Below are 11,482 nucleotides of genomic sequence, written 5' to 3'. Positions count from 1 at the left end.
TGTTGCGCTCGACGGGCTTGCCGCCCTTGGCCTTGGAAAAATGCTTGCAGTCGGGCGAGAACCAGGCAAGGCCGATATGCTTGCCGGCAACATGGTCGAGCGGATCGACCTTGTAGACGTTTTCCGACAGATGCAGCGTCTCCGGATGGTTCGCCTCATGCAGCGCCAGCGCCGCCGGATTGTGGTTGATGGCGATGTCGGGCGAGCGGCCGAGCGCCATCTCGATACCGGTCGAGGCACCGCCGCCGCCGGCAAAGCTGTCCATGATCAGCGGCGGATAATCGGCCTGCGACAAGAACGGCGCTTCGAAATTCAACAGTGTCATCGTTCCGCCTTCAGCCATGCGGCGAAACTGGCGCGCAGCGCTATCCACGCTTCGCTTGCCGCCCCGCCATTGTTCAGTTCTTTTCGCGATTGCACGCCGAGCAGGCTGCGCACCTTCTGCGCCACGCGGTCGTCGGTCAGCGGCTTTTCCAGCCCGTGCCGCTCATGCAGGAACACCTTGAACGCCGGCTCCTGGCACTTCATGCCGCACTCGGCGGCGAAGTTCTTGACGTCGCTCGCCGCCGGTTGGCCGCGCTGCTCGGCCTGGCGGCGTGGCGCCGGCTCGCCCCTTAAGTCGCGGATCTTGCCGAACGCCTCGTCGAGCAGCCGCAGCAGGAAGGCCACCATATCCGGCGAGCTGGCGATGAACTCGATCTCCTCCACCGACGCCGCATCGAAGCGCGTCAGCACGATCAATTCGCCGAACGCGCCGCGCGCCTCGACCATCTCGCCCCTGTCGTCGATCGCGCGCGTCCAGCTGGCCGGCGCAATCGCTTCGAGGCTGGCTTTGATCGCCTTCAGCCGCATGGCATCGGGCGAAAGCTGGGACCGTAGCGGGGCATTCATGGCATGCGCCCATGTTTGCGCATGGCGCGGCCCAAGACCTTCGCGGCCCGTTCCAGCGATTTGCGGGCGGCGATCTCGCCGGCGCCGAACTTCGCTTGCGCCAAACGGTCGGCCGCGCCGGCCACCTGGCGACACGCCTCCATGATGTCGTCATCGGCCTTGCTGATTGTCCTCGGCTTTGCCGCGGGGATTGCTGCCGCGATGCGCTCGACCTCCGCCATCAGCATTTCGCGCACCACCGGTGCCAAGGCGCGGGCCAGCGGATCGACCTGTCTGCCGAGAGCGGTCATGAAGCGCCTCCTACAAAGTCAGCAAGGCCGGCGCGGAACAGTTCGGCACTGGCGGCGAGATCGGAGGGCGGCATGCCCGCGGCATCGCGCACGGCCAGACCCAGCGAGACCCGCAGCGCGACGAAGTTCCAGCCGGCTTCGAACCCAGCCCGGCGACAGGCGGCGGCGATGACCTCGTGATATTTGAGGACCACGGAATCGGGCATGCGGAGTAGGGTGTCGGCCCGCGCACGGTCGCCGTCGGCATCGTAGAGCTGGCGCAGGATAGGCAGCATGGTGTCGGTCACGCGCGAACTCCTGTTTCAGTGCTTTTCCCGTGAAACAGCCGGCTGCGCCTTGGGCGCTTGCGCGGCGGCGGCGCGCCGATTGGCGCGCGATAGAAGGCGCGGGCGTCGAGCCCGGCCCAGTCGCAGATCGCGAAAACCTTTTGTGCGGCGATGTCCTGCCCTGCCATGACGCGCGACAGGTCCGGCGAGGTCACGCCGATCTCGTCAGCCAGCGCCCGCCAGCCCCGGCCGTCATATTCCAGCATCGGGCGCAGCTTCCGGCCGAGCGCGGCAGTGTCATAGGCCGCCAGCGTGCCCGCCCGGATCGGTCGGCCCTTTTCGCGCGCGGCCAGTTCCTCGGCGCGATCGTCGATGCGCATGCGCTTTTCCAGCGCCTTGCGCAGGCGGGTCATGGCACGAAGGATCGAGGGATCGGACGTCATGCCACCCTCGCAAGTCTAAGACCTTGGCAATCGTCTTGCGAAGTACTTATGTTGTTCCGCAGAGGGGCATCATGAATAAATTCGACGAGATGTTGCGACGTGATGATCTGTGGTTTCAGATCGCCATTACGGTTGCTGCACTGGTGTTTTTCAGTGTCGCGATCGGAACCCTGATAGCGCTGTTTGCGGGTAGCACTGCTGCAATCGGCGAGCGCATCGACATCGTCTACAAGTTGGGGCTCATAGGCGCCGGATTGATCACCTTTTGCACTGTCGTTTGGCGCGGGCTGCTGGCAACCCAGCAGGTTGATGCTCAGCGCAGGCAGCTGGACAAGCTTTCCGCCCAGATCGTAGCCACGGAGAACAGCAATCTTGCCGCCCTGCTTCAGAAGGGCGCTGAGCTGATAGCTGAGGCTGACAAGCCTGCAAGAGTTGCTGCGGGGATTGCGTCCCTTCGAGCTGTTGGCGAGGGAACGGATAATCAATTTGGCGTTCAAGCCATGGATATCCTCGCGGACTATATCCAGCAAAGACAGAACGGGGTGTTCAGCGATCAGGTAGGCATGTCTGCAATCACCGCACTCGAGCTGATCCACAAAAAGTCGAAGAGATTCGCCAACAGGACGCTTAATTTCCATTTCGAGACTGAGCACTACGACCCAGAAGACGATGTTCGATTTGAGCTGATCAGCGGCGTTTTGGGGGTCAACTATACCGGCGGATATTTCTCTGGCATCGAACTGACTCCCAGCGAAGCCGGAGCCACGAACTACAGATTCGACCACGTCAGAATCTTCGAGGGGCACGTTGATTTTTGGTGCGCCGATATGAGGAATTGCTTTGTGAAGGACGCCGCGATCCTTCGCATCGACGGGCGACGTATTTACGGAAGTGAGCTCGTTGGATGCGACTTCAGCGATTGCAAGGTCACCAGTCCGCACAATTTCCCAGATCTCAGGGAGGGAAAGAACTGGTTCAACCCCAACCGCCCACCCCGGAGCGACATTCCAGATATGGATTGGTCGACAAAGCTTCACGCTGGTCGGCCAGACGATGACGACGAGACGGTCGACGACTCCATTTTCTACTAACGCCCTCATGCTGGCACCGCTTTCCTGGCGCGGCGCTTCGGCGCTACAGCGGCAACCGGCATGACATTGAGCGGACCGCACGGCTTGGAATGCTCGAACACTTTCCAGTCGATGCGCATGATCTCGGTCGGGCCGTCATAAGTCTCGACGCCCATCACCTCGCGCAATTCCCAGACGAACCAGGCGGTGTTCATGCGGCTGGAGGCTGCAGGGCCGTCCCACTCGCGCGTCTCGCGCGATAGTTCGTCATAGACAACGCGATGCATCATCGGCAGGCGGCGACTGAACACGTAGACGCGCGCCGGCGGCATCTCATCCATTGCAAAACAGCGGTCTGGATCGTCGAAGCCGCAGAGGAAATTGAGGTTCAGCAGCAGCGCCATACGGCGCGGGCGGTGTGCGCGTAGCGCGTGCGCGACGAAGGCGTTGAGGTCGGTGCCATAGGGCGGATTGGTGACGATGTCGGGACGTTCCGGATCCTCCCCACGTGGTGAGCTGGTGAGGAAATTCTCAACACGCTGCACCTCGCCGTGGCGGTCGGCCGTGCCGTAGTCGACCAGGTCGGCTAGCTCGACCTCGTAACCGACATCCTCCAGCATGCGCGAGATCGCGCCCTTGCCGCAGGCCGGTTCCCATACCTTAGGCGTGAACCGCTTGAACGACAGCAGCGTGCGCATCGCCTCCGGCGGCGTCTCATAGAGATTATTGCCACGCTCGGCGGCGGTAGCACTGTCGGTGCCGACGGCTGCGCGCAGGTTCGCGGCACGCTTCAGACCGGCGCGCGTCGGCTCGCTGCCGGCGGCAAGCATCTGGTCGAGCGCGCGGCGAACGATACCCGGATCCTGTTCGATGACGTCGCGCATCTGCCGCGCCTCGAACACTTCCTTGCGCGACAGGCCGACTTCTGCGGCGGTGAAACCGTTCGCGGCTGGAACGGTTTTCGGGCGGCCACCCCGGCTTGCTTCGGCAGGCCGCGCGGCGTCGAACTCATCGGCAAGCCGGCGCTTGGCCATGCTTTCGATTTCGAGCGAATCGGCCTGCACGCGATAGGTCGCGGAAACCAGTTCGTCATGCGCGGCTTTTGCCCTCTGCAGGCGGGCCGAGCGCTTGGCCGCGTCGTAGATTGCCGTCGCCATGTCGCGCGCGGCCAGCACCTCGGCGGCACTGCTGGCACGCGACAGCGCCGCCGCCGCCTCTTTCACAAGAGACGGCAGCAGCGCGTCCGCAACTATGGAGACCGCCTTGGACATCAGGCCTCCGGCGTGCCTTCGAAGGCCGGCAGGCCGGTTTCGTTGGAGGCCTGCTTCAGGTCATGGCCGACCTGTTCGCGCAGGTAGAATTCCCAGCGGTAGAGCTGGTAAAGCCAGAGCACCTTGCCGCCAGAAACGCGGTAGCGCAGCCGCGCGGGGATGCGCACAGCGTCGCCATCGACGAAGGCGGGCACCGACACCATGAACACGCCGGGCACGACGATCGCTTCGCCCTTGGCGTTCTGGTGCTCTTCGGAGAATTCAACAACGCGCTCGCCGGTCTGCAGGCGGATGCCCTGCTTGGCGCGGGCGGCGACGAACACTTCCAGATGCCGCGACAAGGCCACGACTTCCGAAGGCGTGGCCATCTTTTCACCGAACAGCCGCTCATATTCGCTGACCTCGCCGGCGGTCGGCGCCGAGAGTTCCGCCGCGTGCTCCTCGAGGAAGGCCGCGAAGGGCTCCTGCTCCATTGGCTTGCCGTTGGTCGCCACCCAGGCCTTGAACTCGTCGGTCAGCGGGAAGGCGTAAACGATGCGGTGTGACCGGTTGCGAGCCGGCACGCCTTCCTTGTCGTAGTCGAGCACGGCGGTCAGTTTTGGGTCGGGCCAGACGGTCTTGCCGAACAATGCCGAGTTATCATCCTTGTGACGGTCGACCAGGGCAATGAAGCTGGCCAGCGTCTCCACCGTGGCCGTACCTTTGCGGCGGTCGGGCGCGGTGCGATACTCCTCGATCAGCGGCTTGATCGATTTGAACGCCTGGCCCTTGCGTTCGAAGGCCAGTGACAGGCTTGACGGCAGGCCGTCGCCCAGACCGCCGGTGGTGATGGAAACGGTCGAGGCGGAGGCGGCTTCGATAGCCAATTGCGTGACCAGTTCGATGCCGTGCGCATCGATCGGTGCCTTTTCATTACCGGGCATGAGACGTTCCTTTCAGGGTTGCGGCAGATGGCAAGATCAGGCGGACGCTGCCTCGTCGGCGTCTTCGTCCTCGCTGTCGCGCGAGGCAGCCGTGCGCGGCGCACGGAACATGTCGATCTGATTGGGGTGCTCGACCGAGAGCTGGCCGTCGATCGACCAGAAGGGCGTCTTCATGAACTTGACGGTGTCGGGCAGCTTCGACTTGGCATCGGCCTTGATGTCGATGCGGCCAAGCTCATAGTCGAGCGTGATCTTGACGATGATCTCGGCTTTGCACTTGTCGGCCGGGCATTCCTCGACCGCCAGGATGGCTTCGTTCAGCAGCTTGTCGCAGTGGCGCGAGAAATCGCCACGCGACAGCAGGCCAAGCATTTCACGGAAGGTGCGGAGCACGCGGCTCATGGTCCAGTCCTTTCAGGGTTGAGGAGGGGCGTGCGCATCAGCCCTCGCTGATGACGCGATAGATGGCGGGCCGAAGCCCGGCGGATGGTGCGACGACCTCGATCACGCCGGCGACGATCAACCGGTCGATCAGATGATCAGCCCGGTGGACGCCGACATCCGCTGCGAGATCCTTCAGCGAGCGCTGCACAAGCCCGTTATGGGCATGCGTCGACAGCGAGAACCACAGGTTCGCGGTCTGGATGGTTACGCCGTGCCGCTTGGCGAAGCTCGGCGCGTCAAAGCGTTCCGGAATGTCTGCGGTAGGGGCCACCGGCCCGGCCAGGATGGTTTCGAAATGCCGCTGCACGAAGCCGTTGACCGTCATGCCCGCCTTGCGCGCGGCGGCTTCGATCTTGAGGTTCGTCAGCCGGTCGCACTTCACCGAGAACCGGTAAAAGCTGTCGGCGCGCTCTTCGGGGTCGCGGCGGGCAAGGCTGGCCATCATGCGCCTCCCACAACCTTCAGCCCGCCGGCGGCCTGGACGCCGGCAAGCGCGTCATCGATCGATGCGGTAAGGCCCGCAATCTTCGAGCTGATGGCGCGCAGGATGGTGGCTTCGTTTGATGTGACGATGCCGTCCGCGCGCGCCTTCACCGTCTCGACCACAAGCTTGCCGGCCTGCTCGACCAGCCCGGCCACCTGCTCCTCGAGGTGGGCGACGCGGCTGCCGCCGTCGGTCGCATCGGTCAGGTAGCGGCCATGGAACTCGGCCATGACGGCGGTGACGAACGGCCGGCCGCAATCCTCTTCCAGCGTCAGCACCACGCTGAGTGACATCAGGTCGCGGTCGAGGCCGCCATTCCAGCGGCCGACCTGGCCCTTGGAATAGCCGGTCTTTTCCATGACGCGGGCGATGCCGCCGCAGGCCTCGACGAGATCGTGCTGCGCGGCCAGCAGACGCAGCTGGCAGCGTGTCGTGAATTCGCTCAATTGGGCCTCCTCAGGCAAAAGCTTTCACGCGGCGGGAATTCACTCCGCCGTTTCCCGTGGTGGGACAGTTTCAAAGGGTTCAGTGTGCGGGCGTCAGTTCATGGAAGCCCGCAAGCAGATGCACTCATGGTCCGCCACCTCGAAATCGGTTTGCCGCCCGGCGCGCATGCGCAGGGACTTCGGCGAGATCGTCATCCAGATCAGCCATCGCACGGGCCAACACCCCGGCGCCGATCATGGTGGCGTATTCGGTCAGCGCCAGCGCGACGGCGCGCTGATTGGTGCACCGTTCATAGGCGGCGACCGCGCGTACCAGCACCATCACGTGGTCGGGCAGCAGGATCGCATTGCGGGAAAGATCAGGCGCGCCGGCCGAAGAGGCATCAACTGCCGGCGCGCTCTCACCCACGTCACGTGCCCCCACGGACGAGGATTCGGTGAAGCGAGAAAAAGCCGCGCCGCCCGGGAGGGGTGCGGACGGCGCGGCAGGCTCTGCGCGGTCTGGCTCTTGGGGAACCGGCGCAGCGGGGAATTCATAATCGACGGCGCCTGCCTGGCGCGGCACGAGGCGTTCGGTGAAGCCGACGCCGGCAAGCCGAGCGCCACGATCGGCAAGGGCAGGAGAGGAAAGACGCGGGCTCATGCTGTGATCTCGACTGCAGCCTGCGCACAGGGAGAGGATAAATCCGGGAAAAGTTCATCGGCGTCGCCGGTCTTGGCTGCCTCGACAAGCATCCGGAGCAGTCGGAGGACAGGCCCGCGCGCTGGCCGTCCGTTTTCCATGTGGGAGACACTGGAGCGGTCCACACACAGGAACGATGCCAGCCGGTCCTGCGACCAACCAATGCGATCCCGAAGCTCCTTGATGTCGATTGCGTCATCCATGGGAGAGTTATGTGCATAACGCACACCAGAGTGTCAAGTCGAAACGCACATCAGAACCGTGCTTTTTGCACATCATGAATTTTGATGATCGACCAGAGTTCGCTAAGCGGCTCGAGCAAGCTAGGATCGCGCGCGGGTTTGCGACTGCGAAGGATGCAGCCAAATACTTCGGCTGGAGCTATGATACGTACGCTCAGCATGAGAACGGAACGCGCGGCATCGGCCGCGCGTCGGAAAAGTACGCCAAGGCCTATAGGGTAGGCGAGGGCTGGCTTCTCACTGGTGAGGGAGATGGCCCGGGAAGCGCAAAAAGCGTAGCTGTCATGGGATATCTCGGCGCCGGTGCCGAGGTGGAACCTGACTACGAGCAGGTGCCTCCGGAAGGTCTGGAGCAGATAGAGATCCCATTTCCACTTCCTGACGACATGATTGCCTTCAAAGTGCGAGGGGAGTCGATGATGCCGGTGTTCAAACACGATGCTGTCATTATCGTTTACCGAGAGCAGAAGAAGCCGCTCGAGTCTTTCTACGGAGAAGAGGCTGCGGTGCGAACCACAGATGGGCGCCGCTTTCTAAAGACAATTACGCGGGGCCAAGGTGGCGTCACACTCACGTCATGGAACGCCTTGCCGATCGAGAACGTCACCCTCGAATGGATCGGTGAGCTATTCGCGGTCTTGCCGCCGTCGTCACTGAAAAAGGTCGGCAAGCAGGGCGGCATTCAAGGCCAGTTGAGATTAAAAACCGCATAGCGTTAGAGCTGGCTTTTGGGGGATGGATGACTGCCGACCACGAATTTGGCAACCTATCAACCGACCTGAAATTGTCGCTGGTAGAAGAGTATCTTGGAGCCTTCACTACAGCCTTGAGATCGAAATTTGCGGAGCTGTGGTATATTGATGCCTTCGCCGGCACGGGCGAGAGAACGATAAAACACAAGCGTGTCGAAGCTCGGAACTGGCTTCCTGAAATTGAAGAAAAGATTGAGCGCCGCCGAGGTTCGGCCCGCATCGCTCTTGATATTTCGCCGCCCTTTGATCGCGTCATTTTCATGGACAAGAAGAAAGCTCATTGCACCGCACTGGAGGCACTTAGAGCTGAATATCCGACCCGATTGATTGACGTGGTCAGGGGAGACGCGAACGAAGCGATTAAGGCCGAATTGGCTGCGAAGCGATGGGCAGGGAAAAGGGCGGTTATGTTTCTTGACCCCTACGGCATGAACGTAGAGTGGCGCACTCTAGAGATGATCAGGGCAACCGAAGCTATTGACGTCTGGTATTTGGTCTCCCTGGCGGGATTATTCCGACAAGCCTCTCACGATCCTAAACATCTGTCCCCAAAGAAACGAGCTGCTATTACGCGGATGCTCGGCACCGAGGAATGGGAGGATGCCTGGTACCATCGAGATGTCACAATCGATCTTCTGGGGCAGGTTGATCAGACCCATCAACGTATTGCTGACGTGGCGGCAATGGAGGAATTCGTCGGCAAACGACTGAGGTCTCTATTTCCTAAGGTCTTGCCGCCTCGACGGCTGCGCAGCGATCGGAAGGTTCCGAGCTTTTCCCTGTTTCTCGCGATATCGAATCCCGAGCCAAAGGCAATTGGCTTAGCGACGAAAATTGGAAATCACATTTTAAAGGCTCGCTGACGTAGGCATCTCATCATAGGTGCGGCCATTCAACGTCCGGCCTGTCGCCTTCTTGTTGCGACCGCCCCACTGCTTGAAGAAGAACGCCGTTCCGCTTCTCCGACACATGCCTTCTATCTCATCGACCCAGCGCGGATCCATGTCGCGAGCGCCCGGCCCCGATTCGCCGCCGACTATCGCCCAATGGATATCTGTTAGGTTGGCGCCGGCGACAGAACCAATCAGCGGCTCGAGCGAAACAAAGCGTATCGCTGCAGGCACGCGGCGCAAATCGTCGAGGCGATCAAGCACGCGACTATCTTCCACGCTGGTCCCAAGCCAGACATTAGAGAGGACTGGGAAGTCGCCGCGCGTCAGGACGCTCGCCATGATCTCTGGCCGCTTGGTCAGTATCTGATAGGTATGCCGCGGCGTCTCCTCCATCACTGACCAGACCTGGCGGATGAAGTCGGCAGGGACGTCGACATGGAACAGGTCCGACATGGAATTGACGAAAACCCTGCGCGGTTTCGACCAGGTAGCTGGGATGCCGAGAGACTTCGGATCGGTCACGACTTTGCCGGTCCATTTTGCGCGGCCACCCGTTTTGCGGGTGAGACCTTGGTATTTTGGCTGTCCCATAGCTTCGAGCCGCGCAGCCATTCGCATAGCATAGCAATTGGTGCACCCGGCGGTGAGGATCGTGCATCCAGCCACCGGGTTCCATGTAGCATCGGTCCATTCAATCGAGGTCTCGGCCATGTCGCAATTCTCCCAAATGAACGTGTTTAAACGGTGAAACTTGGGCGGGTCTGGCGAACATATCCTTGTCGCTGTGCGTTGTGAAAGTCAAAACGTGCGTAATGCACTTTCTATTTGACATTGGAGATGTGCGTAATGCACACTAGCCGACATTCGCAATCCCGCGATGGAGGCAAGACCCATGATCACCTTCCAGCATCCGCCCATCGGTTCGCTGTCGACATCCCCCGCAGTCGTCTCCCAAGGCATCGTCGAGCTGATGGCCGACAAGATGCTGGAAATGGGCATGAACGGCACGGCGGTCACCGCCGACAGCTTGGCTGAACACTCCAGCTTCACCCGCGCCCAGATCGAGGAACACGGCTCCGAAGCGGCCGACCTCGCCAAGTCGCGCGCCGTCCACAGGCTGGACTGACGGCCATGAAGAACGTCGCCGAACGTCTGATCGCGGTGGCCGGCCAGTCCGCCGAGATGGAAGCGTGGATTTCCCGCCAGCTTTATGCCGGCCAGAAACCATCGCAGATCCTGGCCGAACTGGGGCAGGGCGGTTTCGACCGCGCCTGCGCCACCCTGGCCAACGTGCACACGCGCCTCGCGCTGGCATCGGCCTTCACCTTCGCGCTGACTTTCGTCAGCGTCGCCGTGGGGCTGCGCTGATGCAGCACCCCCTCGACTATGAACGCATCACCATACCGCCGCACGGCACGGTACGGATCGTCTGCCACAACTGGCCCACATGCGGCTGCGGCGACGACTGCACCAACCGCCCGGCGGCGGAATCGCCCATGGCGCGGCGGATCCTGAATGGCCTAATCGCCGCCGTCGCCATCATCGGCGCCGGCCTGCTCATCGCGGGGTTGCGCTGATGCCCGTGACCAAGCAGGACCGCGCGAACATTCGTCGGATATTTGACAAGGTCCGCCATGACATTCAGCCGGCGCTCGATGCGCGTGAGCGGAAGGATGGCGGTTTTCAGGACCCGCAAATCCCGAACCTGATGGTGGCGCAGAACACCCTGCGCGCATGCATGGAAGTCGTTCTGAACGAATGCCTTCCGTACGATGATTTCTTCTGCGGCGAGCTCGCGGTGCGACTTGCCGCCTATGCCATTTCAGCCGTTCCGATAGAGCGACACGATGCACTGCTGCAAGCCGTCCAGACGGCGTTGCCGGCGACACTGGCGAACAAGCTTCGCGAAGGCGCAGTCATAAAGTCGACGTGGCTGACCGACGGTGTCGAGCATCCCAACATCCCCGACAAGTCCCAAGTTCAGTGAAACTCGAAGGAGAAAAGTAATGGAATCCAAGTTGCTCGAACTCACCGCCACCATCGTCCAGGCCTATGTCAGCAACAATCCGGTGCCGGTAAACGCCCTGCCGGATCTCATCGCCAGCGTCGACGCCGCCGTGCGCAAACTCTCCGGCGAACCGGCAAGCCAGCCGACGTTGCCGGTGCCGGCCGTCAATCCGAAGCGCTCGGTGTTCCCCGACCACATCATCTGCCTTGACGACGGCAAGCCGTTCAAATCGCTGAAGCGCCATATTGCAACGCTCGGCATGACGGCCGGCACCGGCAACGTCGGCTGGCTTGCCGGTTCGCCGGAGAGTTTGCGCACGGCGGCGTCGACGCTGGCGATGAGATCCGGCAGGGCGTTTACCGGCACCGGATTGTTGC

20 protein-coding genes and 1 pseudogene are annotated in these 11,482 nt (G+C 62.0%); 8 read left to right on the top strand and 13 right to left on the bottom strand.

Translation table 11 applies throughout. The features are described from left to right. From EN749_RS20460 to EN749_RS20440, 5 genes and pseudogenes are all read right to left on the bottom strand, one after another. Window positions 1–325, bottom strand: a pseudogene (locus EN749_RS20460) (DNA cytosine methyltransferase); the annotation flags it as partial. Then, window positions 322–891: a hypothetical protein gene (locus tag EN749_RS20455; RefSeq protein WP_128363841.1), complete on the bottom strand. Its 570-nt coding sequence runs from the start codon at window positions 889–891 to the stop codon at window positions 322–324. The pseudogene EN749_RS20460 and the gene EN749_RS20455, both read right to left, overlap by 4 nt. After that, a complete protein-coding gene (locus tag EN749_RS20450) occupies window positions 888–1,181 on the bottom strand; it encodes a hypothetical protein (RefSeq protein ID WP_127266768.1) in 294 nt (97 codons plus the stop codon). The genes EN749_RS20455 and EN749_RS20450 overlap by 4 nt, the downstream gene beginning before the upstream one ends. After that, the gene (locus EN749_RS20445) at window positions 1,178–1,468 is read right to left on the bottom strand and encodes a hypothetical protein (RefSeq protein ID WP_128363840.1); all 291 of its coding nucleotides are present in this window, start codon (window positions 1,466–1,468) and stop codon (window positions 1,178–1,180) included. Before EN749_RS20445 ends, EN749_RS20450 begins: the two co-directional genes overlap by 4 nt. Next, on the bottom strand, window positions 1,465–1,890 hold the full coding sequence (locus EN749_RS20440) for a hypothetical protein (protein ID WP_128363839.1): 426 nt from the start codon (window positions 1,888–1,890) through the stop codon (window positions 1,465–1,467). Before EN749_RS20440 ends, EN749_RS20445 begins: the two co-directional genes overlap by 4 nt. A gap of 71 nt (window positions 1,891–1,961) precedes the next feature. Between EN749_RS20440 and EN749_RS20435 the strand changes: the two genes are divergently transcribed. Continuing rightward, complete coding sequence (locus EN749_RS20435) at window positions 1,962–2,981, top strand: hypothetical protein (protein ID WP_128363838.1); 1,020 nt, start codon at window positions 1,962–1,964, stop codon at window positions 2,979–2,981. Between the two features lie 5 nt (window positions 2,982–2,986). Here the strand turns inward: EN749_RS20435 and EN749_RS20430 are convergent, their stop codons facing one another. The 7 genes from EN749_RS20430 to EN749_RS20400 form a co-directional block, all read right to left on the bottom strand. After that, window positions 2,987–4,231 carry an SAM-dependent methyltransferase gene (locus EN749_RS20430; protein WP_189367621.1) on the bottom strand — a complete coding sequence of 415 codons (1,245 nt, stop codon included), beginning with the start codon at window positions 4,229–4,231 and terminating at the stop codon, window positions 2,987–2,989. Then, a complete protein-coding gene (locus EN749_RS20425; protein ID WP_128363837.1) occupies window positions 4,231–5,154 on the bottom strand; it encodes a DUF2303 family protein in 924 nt (307 codons plus the stop codon). Before EN749_RS20425 ends, EN749_RS20430 begins: the two co-directional genes overlap by 1 nt. 36 nt (window positions 5,155–5,190) lie before the next feature. Then, complete coding sequence (locus tag EN749_RS20420; RefSeq protein ID WP_128363836.1) at window positions 5,191–5,556, bottom strand: hypothetical protein; 366 nt, start codon at window positions 5,554–5,556, stop codon at window positions 5,191–5,193. Between the two features lie 37 nt (window positions 5,557–5,593). Continuing rightward, entirely contained in the window at window positions 5,594–6,040 is a 447-nt protein-coding gene (locus EN749_RS20415) for a hypothetical protein (RefSeq protein ID WP_210214725.1), read from the bottom strand. Then, window positions 6,040–6,528, bottom strand: a complete 489-nt coding sequence (locus EN749_RS20410; protein WP_128363834.1) for a hypothetical protein — start codon at window positions 6,526–6,528, stop codon at window positions 6,040–6,042. The genes EN749_RS20415 and EN749_RS20410 overlap by 1 nt, the downstream gene beginning before the upstream one ends. Before the next feature lie 124 nt (window positions 6,529–6,652). Next, the gene (locus tag EN749_RS20405) at window positions 6,653–7,171 is read right to left on the bottom strand and encodes a hypothetical protein (RefSeq protein ID WP_128363833.1); all 519 of its coding nucleotides are present in this window, start codon (window positions 7,169–7,171) and stop codon (window positions 6,653–6,655) included. Then, window positions 7,168–7,413, bottom strand: a complete 246-nt coding sequence (locus EN749_RS20400; protein ID WP_128363832.1) for a helix-turn-helix transcriptional regulator — start codon at window positions 7,411–7,413, stop codon at window positions 7,168–7,170. Before EN749_RS20400 ends, EN749_RS20405 begins: the two co-directional genes overlap by 4 nt. 74 nt (window positions 7,414–7,487) lie before the next feature. Here EN749_RS20400 and EN749_RS20395 point away from each other — a divergent pair, with 74 nt between their 5' ends. Further along, window positions 7,488–8,165, top strand: a complete 678-nt coding sequence (locus tag EN749_RS20395; RefSeq protein ID WP_128363831.1) for an XRE family transcriptional regulator — start codon at window positions 7,488–7,490, stop codon at window positions 8,163–8,165. Between the two features lie 26 nt (window positions 8,166–8,191). Continuing rightward, complete coding sequence (gene tcmP, locus EN749_RS20390) at window positions 8,192–9,067, top strand: three-Cys-motif partner protein TcmP (RefSeq protein WP_128363830.1); 876 nt, start codon at window positions 8,192–8,194, stop codon at window positions 9,065–9,067. On the opposite strand, the gene EN749_RS20385 is transcribed toward tcmP, so the two are convergent. After that, a complete protein-coding gene (locus EN749_RS20385) occupies window positions 9,053–9,808 on the bottom strand; it encodes a DUF5131 family protein (RefSeq protein ID WP_128363829.1) in 756 nt (251 codons plus the stop codon). The two genes, tcmP and EN749_RS20385, sit on opposite strands and share 15 nt — an antisense overlap. A 181-nt stretch (window positions 9,809–9,989) precedes the next feature. Here EN749_RS20385 and EN749_RS20380 point away from each other — a divergent pair, with 181 nt between their 5' ends. From EN749_RS20380 to EN749_RS20360, 5 genes are all read left to right on the top strand, one after another. Beyond that, the gene (locus tag EN749_RS20380) at window positions 9,990–10,223 is read left to right on the top strand and encodes a hypothetical protein (protein ID WP_128363828.1); all 234 of its coding nucleotides are present in this window, start codon (window positions 9,990–9,992) and stop codon (window positions 10,221–10,223) included. A 5-nt stretch (window positions 10,224–10,228) separates the two neighbouring features. Continuing rightward, entirely contained in the window at window positions 10,229–10,465 is a 237-nt protein-coding gene (locus EN749_RS20375; protein WP_128363827.1) for a hypothetical protein, read from the top strand. Continuing rightward, a complete protein-coding gene (locus tag EN749_RS20370; protein WP_128363826.1) occupies window positions 10,465–10,674 on the top strand; it encodes a hypothetical protein in 210 nt (69 codons plus the stop codon). The genes EN749_RS20375 and EN749_RS20370 overlap by 1 nt, the downstream gene beginning before the upstream one ends. Then, window positions 10,674–11,084: a hypothetical protein gene (locus tag EN749_RS20365; protein WP_128363825.1), complete on the top strand. Its 411-nt coding sequence runs from the start codon at window positions 10,674–10,676 to the stop codon at window positions 11,082–11,084. Before EN749_RS20370 ends, EN749_RS20365 begins: the two co-directional genes overlap by 1 nt. 19 nt (window positions 11,085–11,103) lie before the next feature. Continuing rightward, window positions 11,104–11,482, top strand: a 379-nt coding sequence (locus EN749_RS20360) for a MucR family transcriptional regulator (protein WP_128363824.1), incomplete at its 3' end; no start/stop codon positions are given.

Source organism: Mesorhizobium sp. M7A.F.Ca.ET.027.02.1.1 (assembly GCF_004022985.1).
Lineage (GTDB): Bacteria > Pseudomonadota > Alphaproteobacteria > Rhizobiales > Rhizobiaceae > Mesorhizobium.
The sequence above is the reverse complement of the archived record's forward strand: the minus strand, read 5'-3'. Positions and strand labels throughout refer to the sequence as shown.

Excerpts from the sequence above, each read along its gene's own strand:
- EN749_RS20455 (WP_128363841.1), bottom strand. The coding sequence starts at position 891 with ATGAATGCCCCGCTACGGTCCCAGCTTTCGCCCGATGCCATGCGGCTG.
- EN749_RS20450 (WP_127266768.1), bottom strand. The coding sequence starts at position 1,181 with ATGACCGCTCTCGGCAGACAGGTCGATCCGCTGGCCCGCGCCTTGGCA.
- EN749_RS20440 (WP_128363839.1), bottom strand. The coding sequence starts at position 1,890 with ATGACGTCCGATCCCTCGATCCTTCGTGCCATGACCCGCCTGCGCAAG.
- EN749_RS20435 (WP_128363838.1), top strand. The coding sequence starts at position 1,962 with ATGAATAAATTCGACGAGATGTTGCGACGTGATGATCTGTGGTTTCAG.
- EN749_RS20430 (WP_189367621.1), bottom strand. The coding sequence starts at position 4,231 with ATGTCCAAGGCGGTCTCCATAGTTGCGGACGCGCTGCTGCCGTCTCTT.
- EN749_RS20425 (WP_128363837.1), bottom strand. The coding sequence starts at position 5,154 with ATGCCCGGTAATGAAAAGGCACCGATCGATGCGCACGGCATCGAACTG.
- EN749_RS20420 (WP_128363836.1), bottom strand. The coding sequence starts at position 5,556 with ATGAGCCGCGTGCTCCGCACCTTCCGTGAAATGCTTGGCCTGCTGTCG.
- EN749_RS20415 (WP_210214725.1), bottom strand. The coding sequence starts at position 6,040 with ATGGCCAGCCTTGCCCGCCGCGACCCCGAAGAGCGCGCCGACAGCTTT.
- EN749_RS20405 (WP_128363833.1), bottom strand. The coding sequence starts at position 7,171 with ATGAGCCCGCGTCTTTCCTCTCCTGCCCTTGCCGATCGTGGCGCTCGG.
- EN749_RS20400 (WP_128363832.1), bottom strand. The coding sequence starts at position 7,413 with ATGGATGACGCAATCGACATCAAGGAGCTTCGGGATCGCATTGGTTGG.
- EN749_RS20395 (WP_128363831.1), top strand. The coding sequence starts at position 7,488 with ATGAATTTTGATGATCGACCAGAGTTCGCTAAGCGGCTCGAGCAAGCT.
- tcmP (WP_128363830.1), top strand. The coding sequence starts at position 8,192 with ATGACTGCCGACCACGAATTTGGCAACCTATCAACCGACCTGAAATTG.
- EN749_RS20385 (WP_128363829.1), bottom strand. The coding sequence starts at position 9,808 with ATGGCCGAGACCTCGATTGAATGGACCGATGCTACATGGAACCCGGTG.
- EN749_RS20380 (WP_128363828.1), top strand. The coding sequence starts at position 9,990 with ATGATCACCTTCCAGCATCCGCCCATCGGTTCGCTGTCGACATCCCCC.
- EN749_RS20375 (WP_128363827.1), top strand. The coding sequence starts at position 10,229 with ATGAAGAACGTCGCCGAACGTCTGATCGCGGTGGCCGGCCAGTCCGCC.
- EN749_RS20370 (WP_128363826.1), top strand. The coding sequence starts at position 10,465 with ATGCAGCACCCCCTCGACTATGAACGCATCACCATACCGCCGCACGGC.
- EN749_RS20365 (WP_128363825.1), top strand. The coding sequence starts at position 10,674 with ATGCCCGTGACCAAGCAGGACCGCGCGAACATTCGTCGGATATTTGAC.